This window comes from Streptomyces showdoensis, from assembly GCF_039535475.1.
GTDB classification, from domain to species: domain Bacteria; phylum Actinomycetota; class Actinomycetes; order Streptomycetales; family Streptomycetaceae; genus Streptomyces; species Streptomyces showdoensis.
The window spans coordinates 3,553,563-3,571,797 of the sequence record NZ_BAAAXG010000026.1 but is presented as its reverse complement, the minus strand read 5'-3'; the positions used below and the strand labels follow the sequence as shown (position 1 = coordinate 3,571,797).

Below are 18,235 nucleotides of genomic sequence, written 5' to 3'. Positions count from 1 at the left end.
CCTGCCCGTCATGCCGGATCGTGTCTCCCGATCATACGGGGACATGTCCCCGAACGGGCGGCCTGTGGCCTACTCCATCTGCGGTTGCGTCGCTGCTCAGCAGGTACGGCCGTGCCCCGGGGCCCGGGCTCCGGGGCACGTCCGTGCGGGTGTCGGCGGCGCGACCGGCCTCAGGACCGCTTCTCGCCCAGGACGTGCAGCTGGGTGGCGATGGCGTGGAAGGAGGCCAGCTCCGCCGCCGCGGCCTCCAGCTTGAGCAGCGCCTCGGCGGCACCGGGCTCGGTGTCGACGAGGACGCCGGGCACCAGGTCGGCGAAGACCCGGACGCCGTGGACCGCGCCGACCTCCAGGTCCGCGTCCCCGGCGAGCTCGGTGAGCTGCTCGGCGGTGAAGCGCCGGGGCACCGGGTCGCCGTCGCCCCAGCGGCCCGCGGGGTCGGTCAGCGCGTGCCGGGCCTCGGTGAAGTGGCCGGCCAGCGCGCGGGCGAGCACGGCACCGCCGAGTCCGGCGGCGAGCAGGCTGAGGCTGCCGCCGGGACGCAGCGCGGCCACCGCGTTGCGCACGCCCTCGGCCGGGTCGTCCACGTACTCCAGGACGCCGTGGCACAGGACGACGTCGTAGCCCTCCCGGTCGACGACGTCGAAGAGGCCGCGGATGTCGCCCTGGACCCCGCGCACCCGGTCCGCGACGCCGGCCTCGGCGGCGCGCCGCTCCAGGGCGAAGAGCGCGTTGGGGCTGGGGTCGACGACGGTGACGCGGTGCCCGAGGCAGGCCGCGGGCACGGCGAAGTTCCCGGAGCCGCCGCCCGTGTCGAGCACATCGAGGCAGTCGTTCCCGGTGGCCTTGACCCGGCGGTCGAGGGCGTCTTTGAGGACGTCCCAGACGACGGCGGTACGCAGGGAGGCGCGCGACGGACGCGAGGTCGCCTCTCGACCGAAGACAGGGGAAGGGTCCGACACGGTTGCTGACTCCTCGGTGACGGGGACGAACGCCTCCACCCTATGGCCTCGGGCCTCCGGTCCCGATCATCCCGCCGTCTCCTCCGCGCCCGGCTGCCGCGGCAGCACCGGCTGGAGCGCCAGGAGCCGCTCGACCAGCCGCAGGAACATGGCCGCGTCCCGCAGGAGGTCGTCGGCGTCCCGGTGGCTCGCGGCACCGGTGATCCCCGCCTCGGCCCTGGCCCGGCGGGCGGCGCCGGAGGCGAACAGGGCGCTCCACTCGGTGAGCTCGGGCGCTATCTCCGGGAGCACCTCCCAGGTGCTGCGGATGCGGGCCCGCTTGCGGGGGTCGCGCTCGGGCCGGCCCCGGGCGGCGAGCACGGCGGCGGCGGTGCGCAGGGCGGCGAGGTGGGCGGTGGCGTACCGCTCGTTGGGCACGTCGAGCGCGGCGGCCTCGTCGAGCCCTCCCCTGGCCTTGGCGAGCAGGTCGAGGGCGGCGGGCGGGGCAGAGGAGCGGCGCAGGACCGGGTGGACGTCGGACGCGGGTCCGGACCGGGCGGGGGCGGGGTGGGCGGCGGTGTGGCGCCGGGGTGCGGCTGCGGCGGGATGGCCGGCCATGACGAGCCTCCTGTCGTCGGGTGACGGCGCTGTGGCCGTATGTGTTCATCGTGCCCGCCCCCACTGACAATCCCGCTGACCTGGGGTTTTGCCTATAGGGCGACTCGGCGGTAACTTTTTGCACTGACCGGTCAGTTCAAAAGAGTTCCTAGGGGGGATCGTGGACGCGCACCCGGACGAGCCGCACGGCGCCGCCGTCGTCGCGGACGGATACGGGCTGAAGGGCCCGCGCGGCTGGGCCTTCCGCGGCATCGGCTTCGAGGCCGCGCCCGGATCGCTGGTCGCCATCGAGGGGCCCTCCGGCTCCGGCCGCACCTGCCTGCTGCTCGCGCTCACCGGCCGCATGAAGGCCCAGGAGGGCCACGCCGAGGTCGCCGGGCTCCGGCTGCCCCGCAAGATGGCGGGCGTGCGGCGGATCAGCGCGCTCGGCCCGGTGCCGGGCGTGAGCGACCTCGACCCGGCCCTCACCGTCGCCGAGCACCTGCGCGAGCGGGCCCTGCTCCAGCGCCGTTTCGACGGCTCGCTCAAGGCGCTGCTCCGGCCGCCCGCCGAGCGCGCCGCCGCCACGCGGGCGCGGATCGACGAGGCCCTGAAGGCCGCCGGCCTCGACCCGGAGTTCCTGCCGAAGGGCGAGCGGACCTCCGTACGGGACCTGGAGCGGCTGGAGGCGCTGCGCCTGTCGCTGGCCCTCGCCCTGCTCGGCCGGCCCCGGCTGATCGCCCTGGACGACGCCGACCTGAAGCTCTCGGACGCCGACCGCGCCGAGGCCTGGGCCCTGCTCCGGTCCGTCGCCGACTCCGGGATCACGGTCCTCGCCGTGTGCAGCGAGGCCCCCGAGGACGCCCTGCGCGTCTCCACGGCGCCCGCCAAGGCCGCGGGCAGGACCGCCGCGGAGACCACGGGCAGGATCGCCGCCGAGCCCGCGGGCAAGACCGCCGCCAAGCCGGCCGCCAGGAGCACGGCCAAGCACGCGGCCAAGCCCGTCGCCACGACGACGGCCGAGTCCGCCGGCAAGCCCGCCACCGCTCCGAAGCACGCCGCGCCCGAGCCCGGGGCCGAGGCCCACGCCCAGGCAGCGCCCGAGGCCGAGCCCGCACCGGCGCCCGCGCCCGCACCCGAGGCCGCCGAGCCCGAGGCCGCCCAGGCCGCGCCCGACGCCGGCCGCACCGAAGACACCGTCCAGCTGGTCCAGAAGGGGGAGACCGATGCGATCGCCGCGACTCGCCGCGCTTGAGCTCAAGCGGTTCGGCAGGGGGAAGCTGCCGCGGGCCGCACTCGTCGCGATCCTGCTGCTGCCGCTGCTCTACGGCGCGCTCTACCTGTGGTCCTTCTGGGACCCGTACAGCAGGCTCGACAAGATCCCCGTCGCCCTCGTCAACGAGGACCGCGGCGCCACCGCCGGCGGCAAGAAGATCACCGCGGGCTCCGACATCACGGAGAACCTGCGCGAGAGCGCCGTCTTCGAGTGGCACGAGGTGAGCGACGACGAGGCCCGCGAGGGCGTCGAGGACGGGACGTACTACCTGTCCCTCACCATGCCGTCGGACTTCAGCGAGCGGATCGCCTCCAGCTCCGGCGACTCCCCGGAGACCGGCGCCCTCAAGGTGCGGACGAACGACGCCAACAACTACATCGTCGGGCAGATCTCCCGGACGGTCTTCTCCGAGGTGCGCACCGCCGCCTCGACCAAGTCCTCGCGCACCTTCCTCGACAAGATCTTCATCTCCTTCTCGGACATCCACGAGGCGACCGCCAAGGCCGCCAAGGGCGCCGACGACCTCAAGGACGGCGTCGACAAGGCGAAGGCGGGCTCCAAGAGCCTCGCCGACGGCCTGAAGGACGCCAAGAAGGGCAGCGGCGACCTGGCCTCGGGCATCAAGAAGCTCGACAAGGGCGCCAAGGACCTGGAGAGCGGCTCCCGGAAGGTCGCCAACGGCACCCAGGCGCTCGCCGACAAGGTGAACGGCACGGCCGACAAGGTCCGCCCCTACCTGGCCAACAACGGCAAGTCGATCCGCGACACCGCCCGGCTGGTCTCCGACTCCGCGACCGCCGTCCGGCACAACCTGGACGACCTGGTCCGCCGCGCCCCGCTCGCCCGCAACGCCGCCCACCTGGCCGACGACAAGCTGGCCGCGTTCTACAAGAAGCGCTGCGAGGCGAACCCCGCGCCCGACGCCCAGGAGTGCGAGCTCCTCAAGGAGGCCTCGGTCTCCGCCGACGACGTCGCCAAGATCGCCGACGACCTGCACGAGCTGACCAAGGACCAGAAGGGCGACCTCAAGACCCTGGACACCCGGCTGGCCAAGCTGAAGAAGGACGCCGACGAGCTGGCCCGGCGCGCCCCGGACCTGGACTCGGACGTCGAGGGCGCGATCAAGAAGATCAACGAGCTCAACGCGGGCGCCCGGAAGGTCGCCGACGGCGCGGCCCGGCTGCACACCGGCCTGACCGACGCGCGCACCGGCTCCAACAGCCTCGACACGGGTGTCGGCAAGCTCAAGAAGGGCGCCGGCGAGCTCGACGGCGGCCTGTACAAGCTGGCCGACGGCTCGGGCGAGCTGGCCACCGGCCTGAACGACGGGGTGCAGCAGATCCCCGACTACGACAAGCAGGACCGCGACAAGCGCACCGAGGTGATGGCCGACCCGGTCAAGCTGGCCGCCCAGTCGATGCACAAGGCGCCCAACTACGGCACCGGTTTCGCCCCGTACTTCATCCCGCTCTCCCTCTGGGTCGGCGCGATGGTCGCCTACATGATCATCCAGCCGCTCAACCGGCGCGCCCTGGCCGCCGGCGCCTCCGCCTGGCGGATCGCGCTCGCGGGCTGGCTGCCGGTCGCCGCGATCGGCGTCCTCCAGGTGGGCGCGCTGATGTCGGTGCTCCACTGGGGCCTGGGGCTGCAGATGGCGAGGGCCGCCGGGACCGTGGGCTTCCTCGCCCTGGTGACCTGCTGCTTCGCCGCCATCATCCAGTGGCTGAACGCCAAGTTCGGGGCGGCGGGCCGGATCCTGGTGCTCGCGGTGCTGATGCTCCAGCTGACCTCGGCGGGCGGCACCTACCCCGTGCAGACCAGCCCGGGCTTCTTCAACGCCATCCACCCGTACCTGCCGATGACGTACGTGGTCGAGGCACTGCGCCGGCTGATCACGGGCGGTGGCATCGGACCGGTCTGGCAGGCCGTCGCGGTCCTCACCGCCTTCACGGTGGGCGCGCTCGCCCTGACCGCCCTGACCGCCCGCCAGAAGCAGGTGTGGTCGCTCGACCGGCTCCACCCCGAACTGTCGCTCTGAACCTGTGAGAATCGAGCCCATGGACAGCAGCAGCACCAGACGCCAGGCCACGCGCACCAAGCTCTACGAAGCGGCCGTCACGCTCATCGCGGAGCAGGGCTTCTCGGCGACGACGGTCGACGAGATCGCCGAGCGGGCGGGCGTGGCCAAGGGGACGGTCTACTACAACTTCAAGAGCAAGACCGAGCTCTTCGAGGAGCTGCTGCGGCACGGCGTCTCGCTCCTCACCGCCTCCCTGCGGGCGGCGGCCGAGGAGACCGCCGAGCGGGGCGGCGGCCGGGTCGACGCGCTGGACGCGATGATCCGGGCGGGCCTGGTCTTCATCGACCGCTACCCGGCCTTCACCCAGCTGTACGTGGCCGAGCTCTGGCGCACCAACCGGGCCTGGAACTCGACGCTCCTGGTGGTCCGCCAGGAGGCCGTCGCGGTGGTCGAGGGCGTGCTGCGCGAGGGCGTCGAGGCGGGCGAGCTGAGCGACGAGATCGACGTGAAGCTCACCGCGGCGGCGCTGGTCGGGATGGTGCTGGTGGCCGCGCTCGACTGGCAGGCCTTCCAGAGCGAGCGTTCCCTGGACGACGTGCACGCGGCGCTCTCGCGGCTCCTGCACGGCCGCGTGGGCGGCTGCTGACCCCGGCCGCTCACCGCGGCGCCGCTCACCGCGGCGCCGCTCACCGCGGCACCGCACCGGTGGCACCGCGCCGGTGGCACCGCACCGGCCGGTCGCCCCGGCCGCACCGCTCCGGAAACGAAGGAAGCGCCGGTCCTGCGAGGCTCGATCCCCCCGAGCCACGCCGGACCGGCGCTTCTTCCGTACTCCCGACGGGTCCTCGTATCCCCCGTGGACCGCCGGTTCCCCCGTGCTTCCCCCGTGGGTCCCCGTGTCCCCCGTGGACCCCGTGCACCCCCGTGCCGGCAGGTGCGCGGCCCCGTTCCGCAGCCCCGTGCCGGCGGTACCGGAGCCGCGCCCCTTCCGTGCGCTCCACTCTCCCTTCCGCGCAGGTCACAGCCCATCCGCACACCTACTCATCTCGCGCCCTAGGTACGGATACTCAGACCTGGCTACGATCGCGGACGTGTCCGTACTCCCCCTGGTGTTCACGAGCGGCTGGGCGAGCGGGATCAACGCCTACGCGGTGGTCCTGCTGCTCGGCCTGTTCGGCGCGACCGGGCTCTCCGACGAGGTGCCCGAGGCGCTGCAGCGGCCCGACGTCCTGATCGCCGCGGGCGTGCTGTTCCTGTGCGAGGCGGTGGCGGACAAGATCCCGTACGTCGACTCCGTCTGGGACTCCGTCCACACGGTGATCCGGCCCATCGCCGGGGCCGTGGTCGCCGCCCTGCTGGCCGGGCAGTCCGGTTCGCTGCCGGAGCTGGCCGCGGGCGCGGTGGGCGGGACGACGGCCCTGCTGAGCCACTTCGTCAAGGCCGGCACCCGGATGGCGATCAACACCTCGCCGGAGCCCTTCTCCAACATCGCGGTGTCGACGGCGGAGGACCTCGGGGTCGCCGCAGTCATCACCTTCGCCATATTCCACCCGGTCGCGGCGGCCGTGATCGCGGCCGTGCTGCTCGTGCTCGGCCTGGTGACAGTGGCGTTCCTCGCCCACGGCATCCGCCGCTTCTGGCGGCGCCGGGCGCAGCGCCGTGAGGAGCGGCGGCTCGCCGCCGCCCGGGAGCGGCCACCGGCGCCGACGGACGGTTCGGAGCATTTCTGAGCGGCCGGATAGGGTCGCTCGCATGGCACGGATTGTGGTGATCGGGGCGGGACTCGGCTCGATGGCGGCGGCCGCCCGACTGGCGGTGGCGGGACACCGGGTGACGGTGTACGAGAGCGGCTCGACGTACGGGGGCGGGGTCCGCCGCTTCGAGCGGGACGGCTTCGGCTTCGACACCGGCCCCGGCCTGCTGCACCTCCCGGCCGTCTACCGGGACCTCTTCGTCAAGACCGGCAAACAGCCGCTGGAGGAGTGCGTCACGCTGACCCAGGTCGACCCGGCGAGCCGTCACGTCTTCGCCGACGGCACCCGCGTCGACCTGCCGAACGCCTCCCGGGCCGGCACGGTCGCCGCCCTGGACGCGGCGCTCGGCGCCGGCGCGGGCGAGCGCTGGGGCGCGTTCATGGTGCGGGCCCGCGAGGCCTGGGACCGCACCCGGCGCCCGCTCCTGGAGGAGCCGCAGCCCGAGGACGTCTCCGCGCTGGGCCGCGAGCCCTATCCGGCCCCCAAGGCGGGCCTGCTGCGCCGCCCGACGACGACGCTGGCCCGGATCGGCGACCGCGAGCTGCGCGACCCGCGGCTCGCGGCGCTGCTCGGCTCGTACGCCTGGAGCTACGGCTTCGACCCGGCCACCGCCCCCGCCTCCGCGGCCGTGCTGCCGTACATGGAGCAGACCTTCGGCAGCTGGTACGTGGCCGGCGGCATCCGGGCGCTCGCCGACGCGGTGTACGAGCGGTGCCTGCAGCGGCGGGTGGAGTTCGTCTTCGGCACCGAGGTGACCGACGTCCTGGAGGAGCGGGGCCGGGCCGTCGGCCTCGCGCTGGCGGGCGGCGAGACCGTGCGGGCCGACCACGTGGTCGCGGGCGCGCCGGTGCCCACGCTCTACGCCGAGCAGACCGTCGGCTGGGAGTCCGGGGACGACTGGCCGCGCTTCCAGCCGGTGCGCACGGGGCGGGTGACGCTCTGTCTGGCCCTGCGCGGGGCCCGGGAGCCCGGCGCCGCGCACCGCACGGTCGTGCACGCCTCCGGGGAGCTGCCGACGGTGACGGTGCTGCGGCCCGACGACCCGGCGCTGCGGCCGGACGGGGCGCACGAGTCGGTGACGGTCACCGCGACGGTCGTGACCCGGGAGTCCTGGGCCGGGTGCGCCGAGCGGATGCTGGCCCAGGCCGCCGAGGCCGTGCCGGAGCTGCGCGGGCGGCTGCTCTGGCAGGAGGTCCGCACCCCCGACGACACCCTGCTGGAGACGGGCGCCGCCGAGGTCCCGGGACCGGCGCTCGCCGGGGCCCGCGGGCAGTGGCTGCCCGCGCCCAACCGCGCCGACCTGGCCGGGCTGTACTTCGCCGGCGGCTGGTCCCACCCGGGCGGCGGGCTCGCGCACGCGGGCATGTCCGGGGCGCTGGTGGCCGGGCTGATCGTGGAGGGCGCGGACTTCCGCGGCTCGCAGTAGGGCCGGTCAGTAGCGGTACTGCTGGTCCTCGCCGTAGCCGTAGTGGCCCTGCTGGTCCTGCTGCGGCTGCGGCTGTTCGGTGTCGCGCTGCTGGGGCACCCAGACGCCGCCGGGCGGGGTGTCGTAGGTGTACGAGGGTGCGTACGGGTCGGCGTAGGGCTGCTGCTGGTAGCCGCCGTACTGCTGGCCGGCGTCCTGGTAGGTCTGCTGGCCGATGTACGGGTCGGAGTAGGCCGCGTACTGCTGCTGGCCGCCGGTGCCGTAGTCGTAGCCGGGCTGCTGCTCGTAGCCGCCGGCGTAGGAGTCCGCGTACGGCTGCTGCTGCTCGTAGGAGGCGCCGTAGACGGCGTACTGGCCGGTGTCCTCGGGCATCGGCTGGGGCTCGTAGACGTCCGTGGCCCCGGCGGCGCGGACCTCCTCCGGCTCCGGGAAGGCCTCCTCCGGGAACGCGCTCTCCGCGGCGGGCTCCGCCGGCTCGTAGGAGAGGTCGCTGACCTCCAGCGTCGGGCCCTCCTTCGCGCCCCGCCCGCCGCCCCTGCGGCGGCGGCTCGCGCCGGGGCTGCCGCCCAGCGCCCAGCCGGTGGAGAAGCCGCGCCGGAAGGAGAGGGTCACATAGGTCTGGCCGACGGCGAACGCGACGGCGCCCACGATGATCACCACCACGGAGGGCAGCAGCACGCCGAGGACCACGCCGAGGAAGCCGCTGAAGGCGAGCAGCCGCCAGCGCAGCCGCGCCTTGTACTGGAGCAGCACCTCACCCAGCAGCCACAGCGCCACGACACCGAACGCGATGTAGAGGACCGTCCACCCCATGCCCGCCCCTCTCCTACGGCCACCGCCGCGGGTAGGGGCGGGTACGGCCGGTCACGACTGCTGGTGCAGTCCGAGATTCTCGTAGATCTCGAGCGTCGCCTTGGAGTTGTTCAGCGTGATGAAGTGCAGTCCGGGGACACCCTCGGAGAGCAGCCGCGCGCAGAACTCCGTCGCGAACTCGATGCCAATGGAGCGTACAGCGGCCGGATCGTCCTTGACGGCGAGGATGCGGTCTTTCACATCCTCGGGGAAGGTGGCGTTGCTCAGCTGGGGCAGTCGCTCCAGGCTCCGCACGCTCACCACGGGCATGACCTCGGGGATGATCGGGGTGTCGCAGCCCGCCTTCTCGGCGCTGTCGCGCAGCCTCAGGTAGTTCTCCGGGTCGAAGAACATCTGGGTGATGGCGTAGTCCGCCCCGGCGCGGCACTTGTCGACGAAGTGCCGGATGTCCGTGTCCCAGTCGGAGGAACGCGGGTGCATCTCGGGGAAGGCCGCGACGCCGACGCAGAAGTCGCCGGACTCCTTGATCAGCCGGACCAGGTCGGCGGCGTAGTGGACGCCCTCGGGGTGGGCGATCCACTCCCCCAGCGGGTCGCCCGGCGGGTCGCCGCGGACGGCCAGCATGTTCCTGATGCCCGCGTCGGCGTACTGGCCGAGGATGTTGCGGAGTTCGGCGATGGAGTGGTCGACGGCCGTGAGGTGGGCGACCGGGGTGAGGGTGGTGTCGGAGGCGATCTTCTGGGTGGCCTTGACGGTGCCGCCGCGCGTGGAGCCGCCGGCCCCGTAGGTCACCGAGACGAAGCTGGGCGCGACCGCCTCGATCCGCCGCATGGCGTTCCAGAGGCTCTGCTCGCTCTTCTCGGTCCGGGGCGCGAAGAACTCGAAGGAGTACGAGGTGCCACCCTCGGCGAGGATGTCCCGCACCGTGCGGGCGCGGTCCGTGCGGGTGGAAGCGGTACCAAGGGCCATACGGGCAGGTTAGACGGGGTCCAGCCGGTGGCAGAAGGCGCGTCCGCGTTATGGACAGGTTCTGGACACGTTTCCGGCCAGCACGGCGTGGCGGCGGGGCGCCTGGCGCGGGCCGGGGCGCCCGAGGAGGCGGTCGGTCGAGGCGGTCAGACGAGGCGGTCGCGGACCCGCTTGGCGAGCGAGGCGGTCGCGGCGGCCGGGTCCTCGGCCTCGGTGATCGCCCGGACGACGACGATCCGGCGGGCGCCCGCGTCGAGCACCTCGTCGAGGTTGCCCTCGTCGATGCCGCCGATGGCGAACCAGGGCCGGTCCTGCTCCAGGGAGGCCGCGTAGCGCACGAGGTCGAGCCCCGGCGCGTACCGCCCCGGCTTGGTGGGGGTGGGCCAGCAGGGCCCGGTGCAGAAGTAGTCCACGCCCGGCTCGGCGGCGGCCGCGGCCGCCTCGGACTCGGCGTGGCAGGAGCGGCCGATCAGCACCTCGTCGCCGAGGATCGCCCGGGCGGCGGGCACGGGCAGGTCGCCCTGGCCCAGGTGGAGCACGTCGGAGCCGATGGCGTGGGCGACGTCGGCCCGGTCGTTGACCGCGAGGAGCTTCCCGTGGCGGCGGCAGGCCTCGGCGAAGACGGCCAGGTGCTCCAGCTCCTCACCGGCCTCCATGCCCTTGTCGCGGAGCTGCACGATGTCCACGCCGGAGGAGAGCACGGCGTCGAGGAAGGCGGGCAGGTCGCCCTGGCGCTTCCGGGCGTCGGTGCACAGGTAGAGCCGGGCGTCGGCGAGCTGTGCGCGAGGCGTGGACATGGTGGATCCCCCCGTCGGGTGGCGCGGGTGCCGGGCCGGCCCGAAGCGGCCGGCCCGGCACCCGCGGTGCTGTCTTCGGTGGTGCTCGGTGGAACTGCGTCAGACGGCGAGCGCCTGGGCGCGGCGCTTCACCTCCGTGCCGCGATTCTCACTCAGGGCCTGCGCGGGGGTGCCGGGCAGGGTCGGGTCCGGAGTGAAGAGCCACTCCAGGATCTCTTCGTCGCTGAAGCCGTCGTCCCGCAGGAGCGTCAGGGTGCCGCTGAGGCCCTTGACGACCTTGTCGCCGTCGATGAAGGCGGCGGGCACCTGGAGCACGTTGCGCTCGCCGCGGCGGACGGCGATCAGCTGGCCGTCCTTCACCAGCTGCCGCACGCGCGTCACCTCGACGTCGAGCATCTCCGCGATGTCGGGGAGGAAGAGCCAGGCGGGGACGAGAGCATCGGTCTTTGCGTCAATCTCGGTCACGGGACAAGCGTGCCATCCCGGACTGACAGCCGGTAGTCGGGCCCTACCGGACTGCCGCCTTCAGGGGGACGGAGGGGTCGGCGGCCTTCGCCGGGTCGACGGGCGTGCGGCGCTCGATCAGCCTGCGCCCCTGGGCGAGGTCGCGGGGCCGGCTGACGGTCAGCAGGGCGACCGGCACCTCGTCCTGGAGCCACAGCACGGTCCAGGACTCGTCGGCCGGGTCGCCGCGCCACAGCAGGGTGTCGGCGGCGCCGTGGTGGCCGGCGTACTGGACGAAGCGGCCGAACTGCTCGGACCAGAAGTAGGGCACCGGGTCGTACGGCGCGGTCTCCCCGGCGGCCTGGCCGAGGGCGCCGAGGATGTCGGCGGCGACCGTGCGGGGGCCCTGGAGGGCGTTGTCCCAGTGGTGGACGAGGAGCCGTTCGCCGTAGCGGGCCGAGGGGAACGAGGCGCAGTCGCCGACCGCGTACACGTCGGGCAGCGAGCTGCGCAGCCGGTCGTCGGCGGTGACGGCGCCGCTCGGGTCGAGGGCGATGCCGGAGCCGTCGAGCCAGCCGGTGTCGGGGCGGGCGCCGATGCCGACGACCACGGCGTCGGCGGGCAGCTCGGAGCGCCCGCCGGAGCGGTCGGCGCCCTCGGCGAGGACGACCCGGCCCCGCTCGACGCCCGCGACGCGCGCGTTGAGCCGCAGCTCGGCGCCGCTCTCGGCGTACCAGGCGGCCATGGGCGCGGTGACCTCGGCGGGCAGGGCGCCGGCCAGCGGGCGGTCGGCGGCCTCGACGACGGTGACGGCACAGCCGGCCGCGCGGGCGGCGGTGGCGAACTCGGCGCCGATCCAGCCGGCGCCGACGACCACGACGTCGTGGCGGCGCCCGAGGACGGCGCCGAGCCGGACGGCGTCGTCGAGGGTGCGCAGCAGGTGGACGCCGGGCACGTCCTCGGTGCCGGGCAGGGCGAGCGGGTGGGCGCCGGTGGCGAGGACCAGCGTGTCGTACGGGACGGGCCCGGCCTCGGTGTCGAGCGCGTGCTCGGCGGGGCGCAGCCCGGTCACCTCCAGGCCGAGGCGCAGGGTGATGCCGAGGGACTCGAAGTCGATGTCGAAGGCGGAGCCCTCGGCCGTGCCCAGGAGGACGGCCTTGGAGAGCGGGGGCCGGTCGTAGGGCTGGTGGGATTCGGCGCCGATGAGGGTCACGGGGCCGGTGAAGCCCTGTTCGCGCAGGGCGACGGCGGTCTGGACGCCGGCCATTCCGGCGCCGACGATCACGACGTGCCGCTCGGTCTGCCGCGGGGTCTGCTTCTGCTCGCTCACCCGACCACCTTACGCATCTGACGGATCGTCAGGAAGGGAGGGGCCTGCGACGGGCCGTGCCCTGCGGCTAGTGTGGCGGGCGTAAAGCACTCGCGGGAGCCCGGACGCACCGGGCTGAGAGGGAGGCTGGCCGGCCTCCGACCGTACGAACCTGATCCGGGTCATGCCGGCGAAGGGAGGGGCTGGACGCCCATGTCGCGTACACGCAGTACCTCTGACGTCCTCGTCATCGGGGGCGGCATCATCGGCCTGGTCACGGCCTGGCGCGCCGCGCAGCGCGGGCTGCGCACCGCCGTGGCCGACCCCGAACCGGGCGGCGGCGCGGCCCGGGTGGCGGCGGGCATGCTCGCCGCCGTCACCGAGCTCCACTACGGCGAGGAGACCCTGCTCGGGCTCAACCTCGACTCCGCCCGCCGCTATCCCGCCTTCGCCGCCGAACTCGCCGAGGCCACCGGCCACGACGTCGGCTACCGCGCCTGCGGCACCCTCGCCGTCGCGCTGGACGCCGACGACCGGGCCCACCTGCGCGAGCTGCACGCCCTGCAGACCCGCTGCGGCCTCGGCTCGGAGTGGCTGAACGGGCGCGAGTGCCGCCGCCTGGAGCCCATGCTGGCGCCGGGCGTCCGCGGCGGGCTGCGGGTGGACGGCGACCACCAGGTCGACCCGCGCCGGCTCGCCGACGCGCTGCTCGCCGCCTGCGAGCGGGCCGGGGTGGTGTTCCACCGGGCGTTCGCCGAGCGGCTCACGGTGGTGCGGGACCGGGCCCGCGGCGCGCTCCTCGCCGACGGCCACGAGGTGGACGCCGACCAGGTGGTGCTGGCCGCCGGCAGCCTGAGCGGCCGGCTGGCCGGCGTGCCGGACCGGGTGCTGCCGCCCGTCCGCCCCGTGAAGGGGCAGGTGCTGCGGCTGCGGGTGCCGCCCGCGTACGCGCCGTTCCTCTCCCGCACCGTCCGCGCGGTCGTCCGCGGCAGCCACGTCTACCTGGTGCCGCGCGAGAACGGCGAGCTGGTCGTCGGCGCGACCAGCGAGGAGCTCGGCTGGGACACCACCGTCACCGCCGGCGGGGTGTACGAGCTGCTGCGCGACGCGCACGAGCTGGTGCCCGGCATCACCGAGCTGCCGCTCACCGAGACCCGCGCCGGGCTGCGCCCCGGCTCCCCCGACAACGCGCCGCTGCTCGGCCCGAGCGCCCTGCCCGGCCTGCACCTGGCGACCGGCCACTACCGCAACGGGGTGCTGCTGACCCCCGTCACCGGTGACGTCATGGCCGAGGCCCTGACCACCGGGGCGCTGCCCGACGAGGCCCGCCCCTTCACCGCCCGCCGCTTCTCCCCCGTACACCTGGAGCACGCATGAACGTGTCCGTGAACGGAGAGCCCCGCGAGCTCGCGGACCCGCTCTCCCTCGACGTCCTCGTCGCGACCCTCACCGCCGCCCCCTCCGGGGTGGCCGCCGCCGTCAACGAGACGGTCGTCCCGCGCAGCCAGTGGGCGGCGACCCTGCTCGGCGAGGGCGACCGGGTCGAGGTCCTCACCGCGGTACAGGGGGGCTGATCCGTGTCCGACGACGTGTTCACGCTCGGCGACACCGAGTTCTCCTCCCGCCTGATCATGGGCACCGGCGGGGCGCCCAGCCTCGACGTGCTCGAACGCTCCCTGGTCGTCAGCGGCACGGAGCTGACCACGGTCGCCATGCGCCGCCTGGACCCGACCGTGCGCGGCTCGGTGCTGTCCGTCCTGGACCGGCTCGGCATCCGCGTGCTGCCGAACACCGCGGGCTGCTACACCGCCGGCGAGGCCGTGCTCACCGCCCGCCTGGCCCGCGAGGCGCTCGGTACCGACTGGATCAAGGTGGAGGTCATCGCCGACGAGCGGACCCTGCTGCCGGACCCGGTGGAGCTGCTGGACGCGGCCGAGACGCTGGTCGACGACGGCTTCGTGGTGCTGCCGTACACCAACGACGACCCGGTCCTCGCGCAGAAGCTGGAGGACGTGGGCTGCGCCGCGATCATGCCGCTCGGCTCGCCCATCGGCTCGGGCCTCGGCATCCGCAACCCGCACAACTTCGAGCTGATCGTGGAGCGGGCCGGGGTGCCGGTGATCCTGGACGCGGGCGCCGGGACGGCCTCGGACGCCGCCCTGGCGATGGAGCTGGGGTGCTCGGCGGTGATGCTGGCCTCGGCGGTGACCCGGGCCCAGGAGCCCGTCCTGATGGCCGAGGCGATGCGCCACGCGGTGGAGGCCGGCCGGCTCGCCCACCGGGCCGGCCGGATCCCCCGCCGCCGCTTCGCCGAGGCCTCCTCGCCGCGCGAGGGCCGCGCCCGGCTGGACCCGGAACGGCCCGCGTTCGGGGCCTGAGCCCCGGCGGGGCCCGGGTCGTCCGCGTCACAACCGCGCTGCAGTGCGGCGGACGCGGGCGGCGGGCCCCGGCGCGGCTCGTAGACTCGACGCCGTGGACACGACCCTTCAGGACCCCCTCGTCGGGCGGCTGCTCGACGGCCGCTACCGCGTCGACGCGCGCATCGCCGTCGGCGGGATGGCCACGGTCTACCGGGCCGTCGACACCCGTCTGGACCGGGTGCTCGCGCTCAAGGTGATGCACCCGGACCTCGCCACGGACGCCGCGTTCGTCGAGCGGTTCATGCGCGAGGCCAAGTCCGTCGCGCGCCTGGCGCACCCCAACGTGGTCGGGGTCTTCGACCAGGGCGCGGACGGCGCCTACGTGTACCTGGCGATGGAGTACGTCGCCGGCTGCACCCTCCGTGACGTGCTGCGCGAGCGGGGCGCGCTGTCCCCTCGGGCCGCCCTCGACATCCTGGAGCCGGTGCTGGCCGCGCTCGGCGCCGCGCACCGGGCCGGGTTCGTGCACCGGGACATGAAGCCGGAGAACGTCCTCATAGGGGACGACGGCCGGGTGAAGGTCGCCGACTTCGGTCTCGTCCGGGCCGTGGGCTCGGCCACCGACACCACCGGCGCCGTCCTCGGCACCGTCTCCTACCTCGCCCCGGAGCAGATCGAGCACGGCACCGCCGACACCCGCGTCGACGTGTACGCGTGCGGGGTCGTCCTCTACGAGATGCTGACGGGCGGCAAGCCGCACTCCGGGGACACCCCCGCCCAGGTGCTCTACCAGCACCTGAACACCGACGTGCCGGCGCCCTCCGCCGCCTTCCCGGGACTCGCGCCCGAGCTCGACGACCTGGTCGCGAGCGCCACGGCGCGCAACCCCGACCTGCGGCCGTACGACGCGGTCGCGCTGCTCGCCCTGCTCCGCGAGGCCCGCGCCGGGCTCGACGACGCGCGGCTGGACGCCGTCCCGCCGACCGCGCTCGCGCTCGCGCCGGAGCGTTCCGGCGCCGAGGACCGCACGAGCGTCATCCCGCGGCTCCTGCCCCAGCCGGTGGAGCACACCAGTCTGCTGCCCACCCCGCCGCCGGCGCCCCCGGCGGCGCGGCGCCGGACGCCCCGCGGGCCGTTCCTGATCGTCGCCGCCGTCCTGCTCGCCCTCGGCATCGGGGCCGGCGTCTGGTACATCAACTCGGGCCAGTTCACCCGGGTCCCCGCCGTCCTGGGCAAGACCGAGGCGCAGGCCACCGCGCGGCTCGCGGACGCCGGGCTGGACGTGGGCGCCACCGAGCGCGCGTACAGCGACGTGTACGAGCGGGGCACGGTCATGGCCACCGACCCCGCCTCCGGCGAGCGCGTGCGCGGCCACGGCCCGGTGAACCTGACCGTCTCCCGCGGCCCCGAGGTCGTGAAGGTCCCGAACCTGAAGGGCGTCCCGCTCGCCGAGGCCAGGCAGCGCCTCACCGACGAGGGACTCGCGCCCGGGGTGGTCACGTACGCCTTCAGCCAGGCGATCCCCCAGGGCGCCGTGATCAGCTCGGACCCGGAGCCCGGCACCGAGCGCAGCCCGGACTCGGCCGTCGCCCTGGTGGTCAGCAAGGGCACCCCGATCGACGTGCCGGACGTGACGGGCGAGTCGGTGGCCGAGGCGACCGCCACGCTCCAGGACGCCGGCCTCAAGGTGACGGTGGCCGCCGAGCGGATCGACTCCCCCGAGGACGCCGGCACCGTCGCCGCGCAGTCCCTCGCCGAGGGCAGCCGGGCCGCGAAGGGCGACGCCGTCACCCTCACCGTCTCCCAGGGCCCGCGGATGGTCGAGGTGCCGGACGTCGTCGACATGAAGACCGACGAGGCCCGCGCCGAACTGGAGTCGGCCGGCTTCGAGGTGAAGATCGAGAAGACCTTCCCCTTCCTCGGCGACACCGTGACCGGCCAGTCCGCCGAGGGCGGCTCCACCGCGGCCGAGGGCTCCACCATCACCCTCACGATCAAGGGACTGTAGAGACTCATGCGCAACCCCGTCGGCGGACACGTCCCGGTGGCCGGCGGCCTCGCCACGACCGGTCTCGGCTACGCGCGCGAGCTCGGCGCCGAGACCGTGCAGGTCTTCGTCGCCAACCCGCGCGGCTGGGCCACCCCGGTCGGCAACCCGGCCCAGGACGAGCTGTTCCGGGCCGGCTGCGAGGCCGAGGGGCTGTCGGCCTGGGTGCACGCCCCGTACCTGATCAACTTCGGCTCGCACACCGAGGCCACCGTGGAGAAGTCGGTGGAGTCGATGCGCCACTCGCTGCGCCGCGGCCGGGAGATCGGCGCCCGCGGCGTGGTGGTGCACACCGGCTCGGCGACCGGCGGACGCCCGCGCGCGGAGGCCCTCGCGCAGGTGCGGGAGCGGATGCTGCCGCTGCTCGACGAGCTGACCCACGAGGACGACCCGTTCCTGCTCCTGGAGTCGACCGCGGGGCAGGGCTTCTCGCTCTGCTCGCGGGCGGAGGACTTCGGGCCGTACTTCGACGCGCTCGACCACCACCCGAAGCTGGGCATCTGCCTCGACACCTGCCACATCTTCGCCGCCGGGCACGACCTGACCGGCCCGGACGGCGCCGCCCGCACCCTGGACGAGCTGGTCGCGGTGGTCGGCGAGGGGCGGCTGAAGCTGATCCACGCCAACGACTCCAAGGACGTCGTGGGCGCGCACAAGGACCGGCACGCGAACATCGGCGCGGGCCACATCGGCCAGGAGGCCTTCGGGAACCTGCTGAGCCACCCCGCCACCGAGGGCGTCCCGCTGGTCATCGAGACGCCGGGCGGCCCCGAAGGACACCGGGCGGACGTGGAGCTGCTGAAGAAACTGCGTTGAGGAATACCCTAGGGGGGTATACGGTTCCCGAGAGAAGCAGGAACCGCTACCCGACCTTGGGGGCACCCATGCAGCACGAAGCGCACGCCGGTCACGAAGGTCACCACGAGCACCACCAGCACCACACCCCCCAGCAGGGACACGAGGGACACGAGGGGCACCAGGGGCACGAAGGCCACCAGGACCACGGGAGCCACCACGCCCACCACGGGGCTCACGCGGGCACGGGCGAGGTCTCCTGGTCGATGGCCGCCAAGGCGACGCTCCACTGCCTCACGGGCTGCGCCATCGGCGAGGTCCTGGGCATGATCATCGGCACCGCGCTCGGCTGGGGCAACCTGCCGACGATGATCCTGGCGATCATCCTGGCCTTCTTCTTCGGCTACGCCCTCACCCTGCGCGGCATCCTCGCCGCCGGCGTCGACTTCAAGACCGCCTTCAAGGTCGCGCTCGCCGCCGACACCCTGTCCATCGCCGTCATGGAGCTCATCGACAACGGGGTCATCGCGCTGTGGCCGGGCGCCATGGACGCCCACCTGTCCGACGCGCTCTTCTGGATCGTCCTGGCGATCGCGCTGGCCGCCGCGTTCGTGATCACGACACCCGTCAACAAGTGGATGATCGGCCGCGGCAAGGGCCACGCCGTCGTCCACCAGTACCACTAGGGCA

18 protein-coding genes and 1 riboswitch are annotated in these 18,235 nt (G+C 74.2%); of the genes, 11 read left to right on the top strand and 7 right to left on the bottom strand.

What is annotated here, in order from left to right:
- Positions 1 to 170: 170 nt before the first annotated feature.
- Together ABD981_RS29375 and ABD981_RS29370 are read right to left on the bottom strand one after the other, a co-directional pair.
- Positions 171 to 959, bottom strand: coding sequence for a class I SAM-dependent methyltransferase (locus ABD981_RS29375; protein WP_046908990.1), 789 nt, complete (start codon positions 957 to 959; stop codon positions 171 to 173).
- Positions 960 to 1,025: 66 nt separating this feature from the next.
- Positions 1,026 to 1,556, bottom strand: coding sequence for an SAV_6107 family HEPN domain-containing protein (locus ABD981_RS29370; protein WP_046908989.1), 531 nt, complete (start codon positions 1,554 to 1,556; stop codon positions 1,026 to 1,028).
- A 160-nt stretch (positions 1,557 to 1,716) separates the two neighbouring features.
- Here ABD981_RS29370 and ABD981_RS29365 point away from each other — a divergent pair, with 160 nt between their 5' ends.
- The 5 genes from ABD981_RS29365 to ABD981_RS29345 all read left to right on the top strand — a co-directional run bounded on the left by ABD981_RS29365 (position 1,717) and on the right by ABD981_RS29345 (position 8,011).
- Positions 1,717 to 2,790, top strand: coding sequence for an ATP-binding cassette domain-containing protein (locus tag ABD981_RS29365; protein ID WP_123954654.1), 1,074 nt, complete (start codon positions 1,717 to 1,719; stop codon positions 2,788 to 2,790).
- Positions 2,762 to 4,849 carry a YhgE/Pip domain-containing protein gene (locus ABD981_RS29360; RefSeq protein ID WP_046908988.1) on the top strand — a complete coding sequence of 696 codons (2,088 nt, stop codon included), beginning with the start codon at positions 2,762 to 2,764 and terminating at the stop codon, positions 4,847 to 4,849. Before ABD981_RS29365 ends, ABD981_RS29360 begins: the two co-directional genes overlap by 29 nt.
- Before the next feature lie 19 nt (positions 4,850 to 4,868).
- Positions 4,869 to 5,477 carry a TetR/AcrR family transcriptional regulator gene (locus ABD981_RS29355; RefSeq protein ID WP_046908987.1) on the top strand — a complete coding sequence of 203 codons (609 nt, stop codon included), beginning with the start codon at positions 4,869 to 4,871 and terminating at the stop codon, positions 5,475 to 5,477.
- Between the two features lie 445 nt (positions 5,478 to 5,922).
- Entirely contained in the window at positions 5,923 to 6,561 is a 639-nt protein-coding gene (locus tag ABD981_RS29350) for a DUF4126 domain-containing protein (protein WP_046908986.1), read from the top strand.
- A gap of 22 nt (positions 6,562 to 6,583) precedes the next feature.
- The gene (locus ABD981_RS29345) at positions 6,584 to 8,011 is read left to right on the top strand and encodes a phytoene desaturase family protein (RefSeq protein WP_205628207.1); all 1,428 of its coding nucleotides are present in this window, start codon (positions 6,584 to 6,586) and stop codon (positions 8,009 to 8,011) included.
- Positions 8,012 to 8,017: 6 nt separating this feature from the next.
- Here ABD981_RS29345 and ABD981_RS29340 read toward each other — a convergent pair whose 3' ends face one another.
- The 5 genes from ABD981_RS29340 to ABD981_RS29320 form a co-directional block, all read right to left on the bottom strand.
- Positions 8,018 to 8,824: a hypothetical protein gene (locus tag ABD981_RS29340; RefSeq protein ID WP_046908985.1), complete on the bottom strand. Its 807-nt coding sequence runs from the start codon at positions 8,822 to 8,824 to the stop codon at positions 8,018 to 8,020.
- Between the two features lie 51 nt (positions 8,825 to 8,875).
- Positions 8,876 to 9,793 carry a methylenetetrahydrofolate reductase [NAD(P)H] gene (gene metF / locus ABD981_RS29335; protein WP_046908984.1) on the bottom strand — a complete coding sequence of 306 codons (918 nt, stop codon included), beginning with the start codon at positions 9,791 to 9,793 and terminating at the stop codon, positions 8,876 to 8,878.
- Between the two features lie 146 nt (positions 9,794 to 9,939).
- A complete protein-coding gene (thiE, locus tag ABD981_RS29330; protein WP_046908983.1) occupies positions 9,940 to 10,590 on the bottom strand; it encodes a thiamine phosphate synthase in 651 nt (216 codons plus the stop codon).
- Between the two features lie 99 nt (positions 10,591 to 10,689).
- On the bottom strand, positions 10,690 to 11,055 hold the full coding sequence (locus tag ABD981_RS29325) for an Rv2175c family DNA-binding protein (protein ID WP_046908982.1): 366 nt from the start codon (positions 11,053 to 11,055) through the stop codon (positions 10,690 to 10,692).
- A 43-nt stretch (positions 11,056 to 11,098) separates the two neighbouring features.
- Positions 11,099 to 12,364: an NAD(P)/FAD-dependent oxidoreductase gene (locus tag ABD981_RS29320; RefSeq protein ID WP_046908981.1), complete on the bottom strand. Its 1,266-nt coding sequence runs from the start codon at positions 12,362 to 12,364 to the stop codon at positions 11,099 to 11,101.
- Between the two features lie 82 nt (positions 12,365 to 12,446).
- Positions 12,447 to 12,559, top strand: a riboswitch (TPP riboswitch).
- Here ABD981_RS29320 and thiO point away from each other — a divergent pair.
- The 6 genes from thiO to ABD981_RS29290 all read left to right on the top strand — a co-directional run bounded on the left by thiO (position 12,557) and on the right by ABD981_RS29290 (position 18,231).
- Positions 12,557 to 13,720: a glycine oxidase ThiO gene (gene thiO / locus ABD981_RS29315; RefSeq protein WP_046908980.1), complete on the top strand. Its 1,164-nt coding sequence runs from the start codon at positions 12,557 to 12,559 to the stop codon at positions 13,718 to 13,720. It overlaps the preceding riboswitch by 3 nt.
- Positions 13,717 to 13,917 (top strand): sulfur carrier protein ThiS, encoded by a 201-nt coding sequence (gene thiS / locus ABD981_RS29310; RefSeq protein WP_046908979.1) that lies wholly within the window; start codon positions 13,717 to 13,719, stop codon positions 13,915 to 13,917. The genes thiO and thiS overlap by 4 nt, the downstream gene beginning before the upstream one ends.
- A 3-nt stretch (positions 13,918 to 13,920) precedes the next feature.
- Complete coding sequence (locus ABD981_RS29305) at positions 13,921 to 14,721, top strand: thiazole synthase (protein ID WP_046908978.1); 801 nt, start codon at positions 13,921 to 13,923, stop codon at positions 14,719 to 14,721.
- 94 nt (positions 14,722 to 14,815) lie between these two features.
- The gene (gene pknB / locus ABD981_RS29300) at positions 14,816 to 16,711 is read left to right on the top strand and encodes a Stk1 family PASTA domain-containing Ser/Thr kinase (protein ID WP_205628206.1); all 1,896 of its coding nucleotides are present in this window, start codon (positions 14,816 to 14,818) and stop codon (positions 16,709 to 16,711) included.
- Between the two features lie 6 nt (positions 16,712 to 16,717).
- Entirely contained in the window at positions 16,718 to 17,566 is an 849-nt protein-coding gene (locus tag ABD981_RS29295; RefSeq protein ID WP_046908977.1) for a deoxyribonuclease IV, read from the top strand.
- A gap of 68 nt (positions 17,567 to 17,634) precedes the next feature.
- On the top strand, positions 17,635 to 18,231 hold the full coding sequence (locus ABD981_RS29290; protein ID WP_046908976.1) for a DUF4396 domain-containing protein: 597 nt from the start codon (positions 17,635 to 17,637) through the stop codon (positions 18,229 to 18,231).
- Positions 18,232 to 18,235: the final 4 nt, after the last annotated feature.

Coding starts and splice junctions, on each gene's coding strand:
- ABD981_RS29360 (WP_046908988.1), top strand. CDS start 2,762: ATGCGATCGCCGCGACTCGCCGCGCTTGAGCTCAAGCGGTTCGGCAGG.
- ABD981_RS29370 (WP_046908989.1), bottom strand. CDS start 1,556: ATGGCCGGCCATCCCGCCGCAGCCGCACCCCGGCGCCACACCGCCGCC.
- ABD981_RS29295 (WP_046908977.1), top strand. CDS start 16,718: ATGCGCAACCCCGTCGGCGGACACGTCCCGGTGGCCGGCGGCCTCGCC.
- ABD981_RS29290 (WP_046908976.1), top strand. CDS start 17,635: ATGCAGCACGAAGCGCACGCCGGTCACGAAGGTCACCACGAGCACCAC.
- thiO (WP_046908980.1), top strand. CDS start 12,557: ATGTCGCGTACACGCAGTACCTCTGACGTCCTCGTCATCGGGGGCGGC.
- ABD981_RS29345 (WP_205628207.1), top strand. CDS start 6,584: ATGGCACGGATTGTGGTGATCGGGGCGGGACTCGGCTCGATGGCGGCG.
- thiE (WP_046908983.1), bottom strand. CDS start 10,590: ATGTCCACGCCTCGCGCACAGCTCGCCGACGCCCGGCTCTACCTGTGC.
- ABD981_RS29355 (WP_046908987.1), top strand. CDS start 4,869: ATGGACAGCAGCAGCACCAGACGCCAGGCCACGCGCACCAAGCTCTAC.
- metF (WP_046908984.1), bottom strand. CDS start 9,793: ATGGCCCTTGGTACCGCTTCCACCCGCACGGACCGCGCCCGCACGGTG.
- ABD981_RS29340 (WP_046908985.1), bottom strand. CDS start 8,824: ATGGGGTGGACGGTCCTCTACATCGCGTTCGGTGTCGTGGCGCTGTGG.
- thiS (WP_046908979.1), top strand. CDS start 13,717: ATGAACGTGTCCGTGAACGGAGAGCCCCGCGAGCTCGCGGACCCGCTC.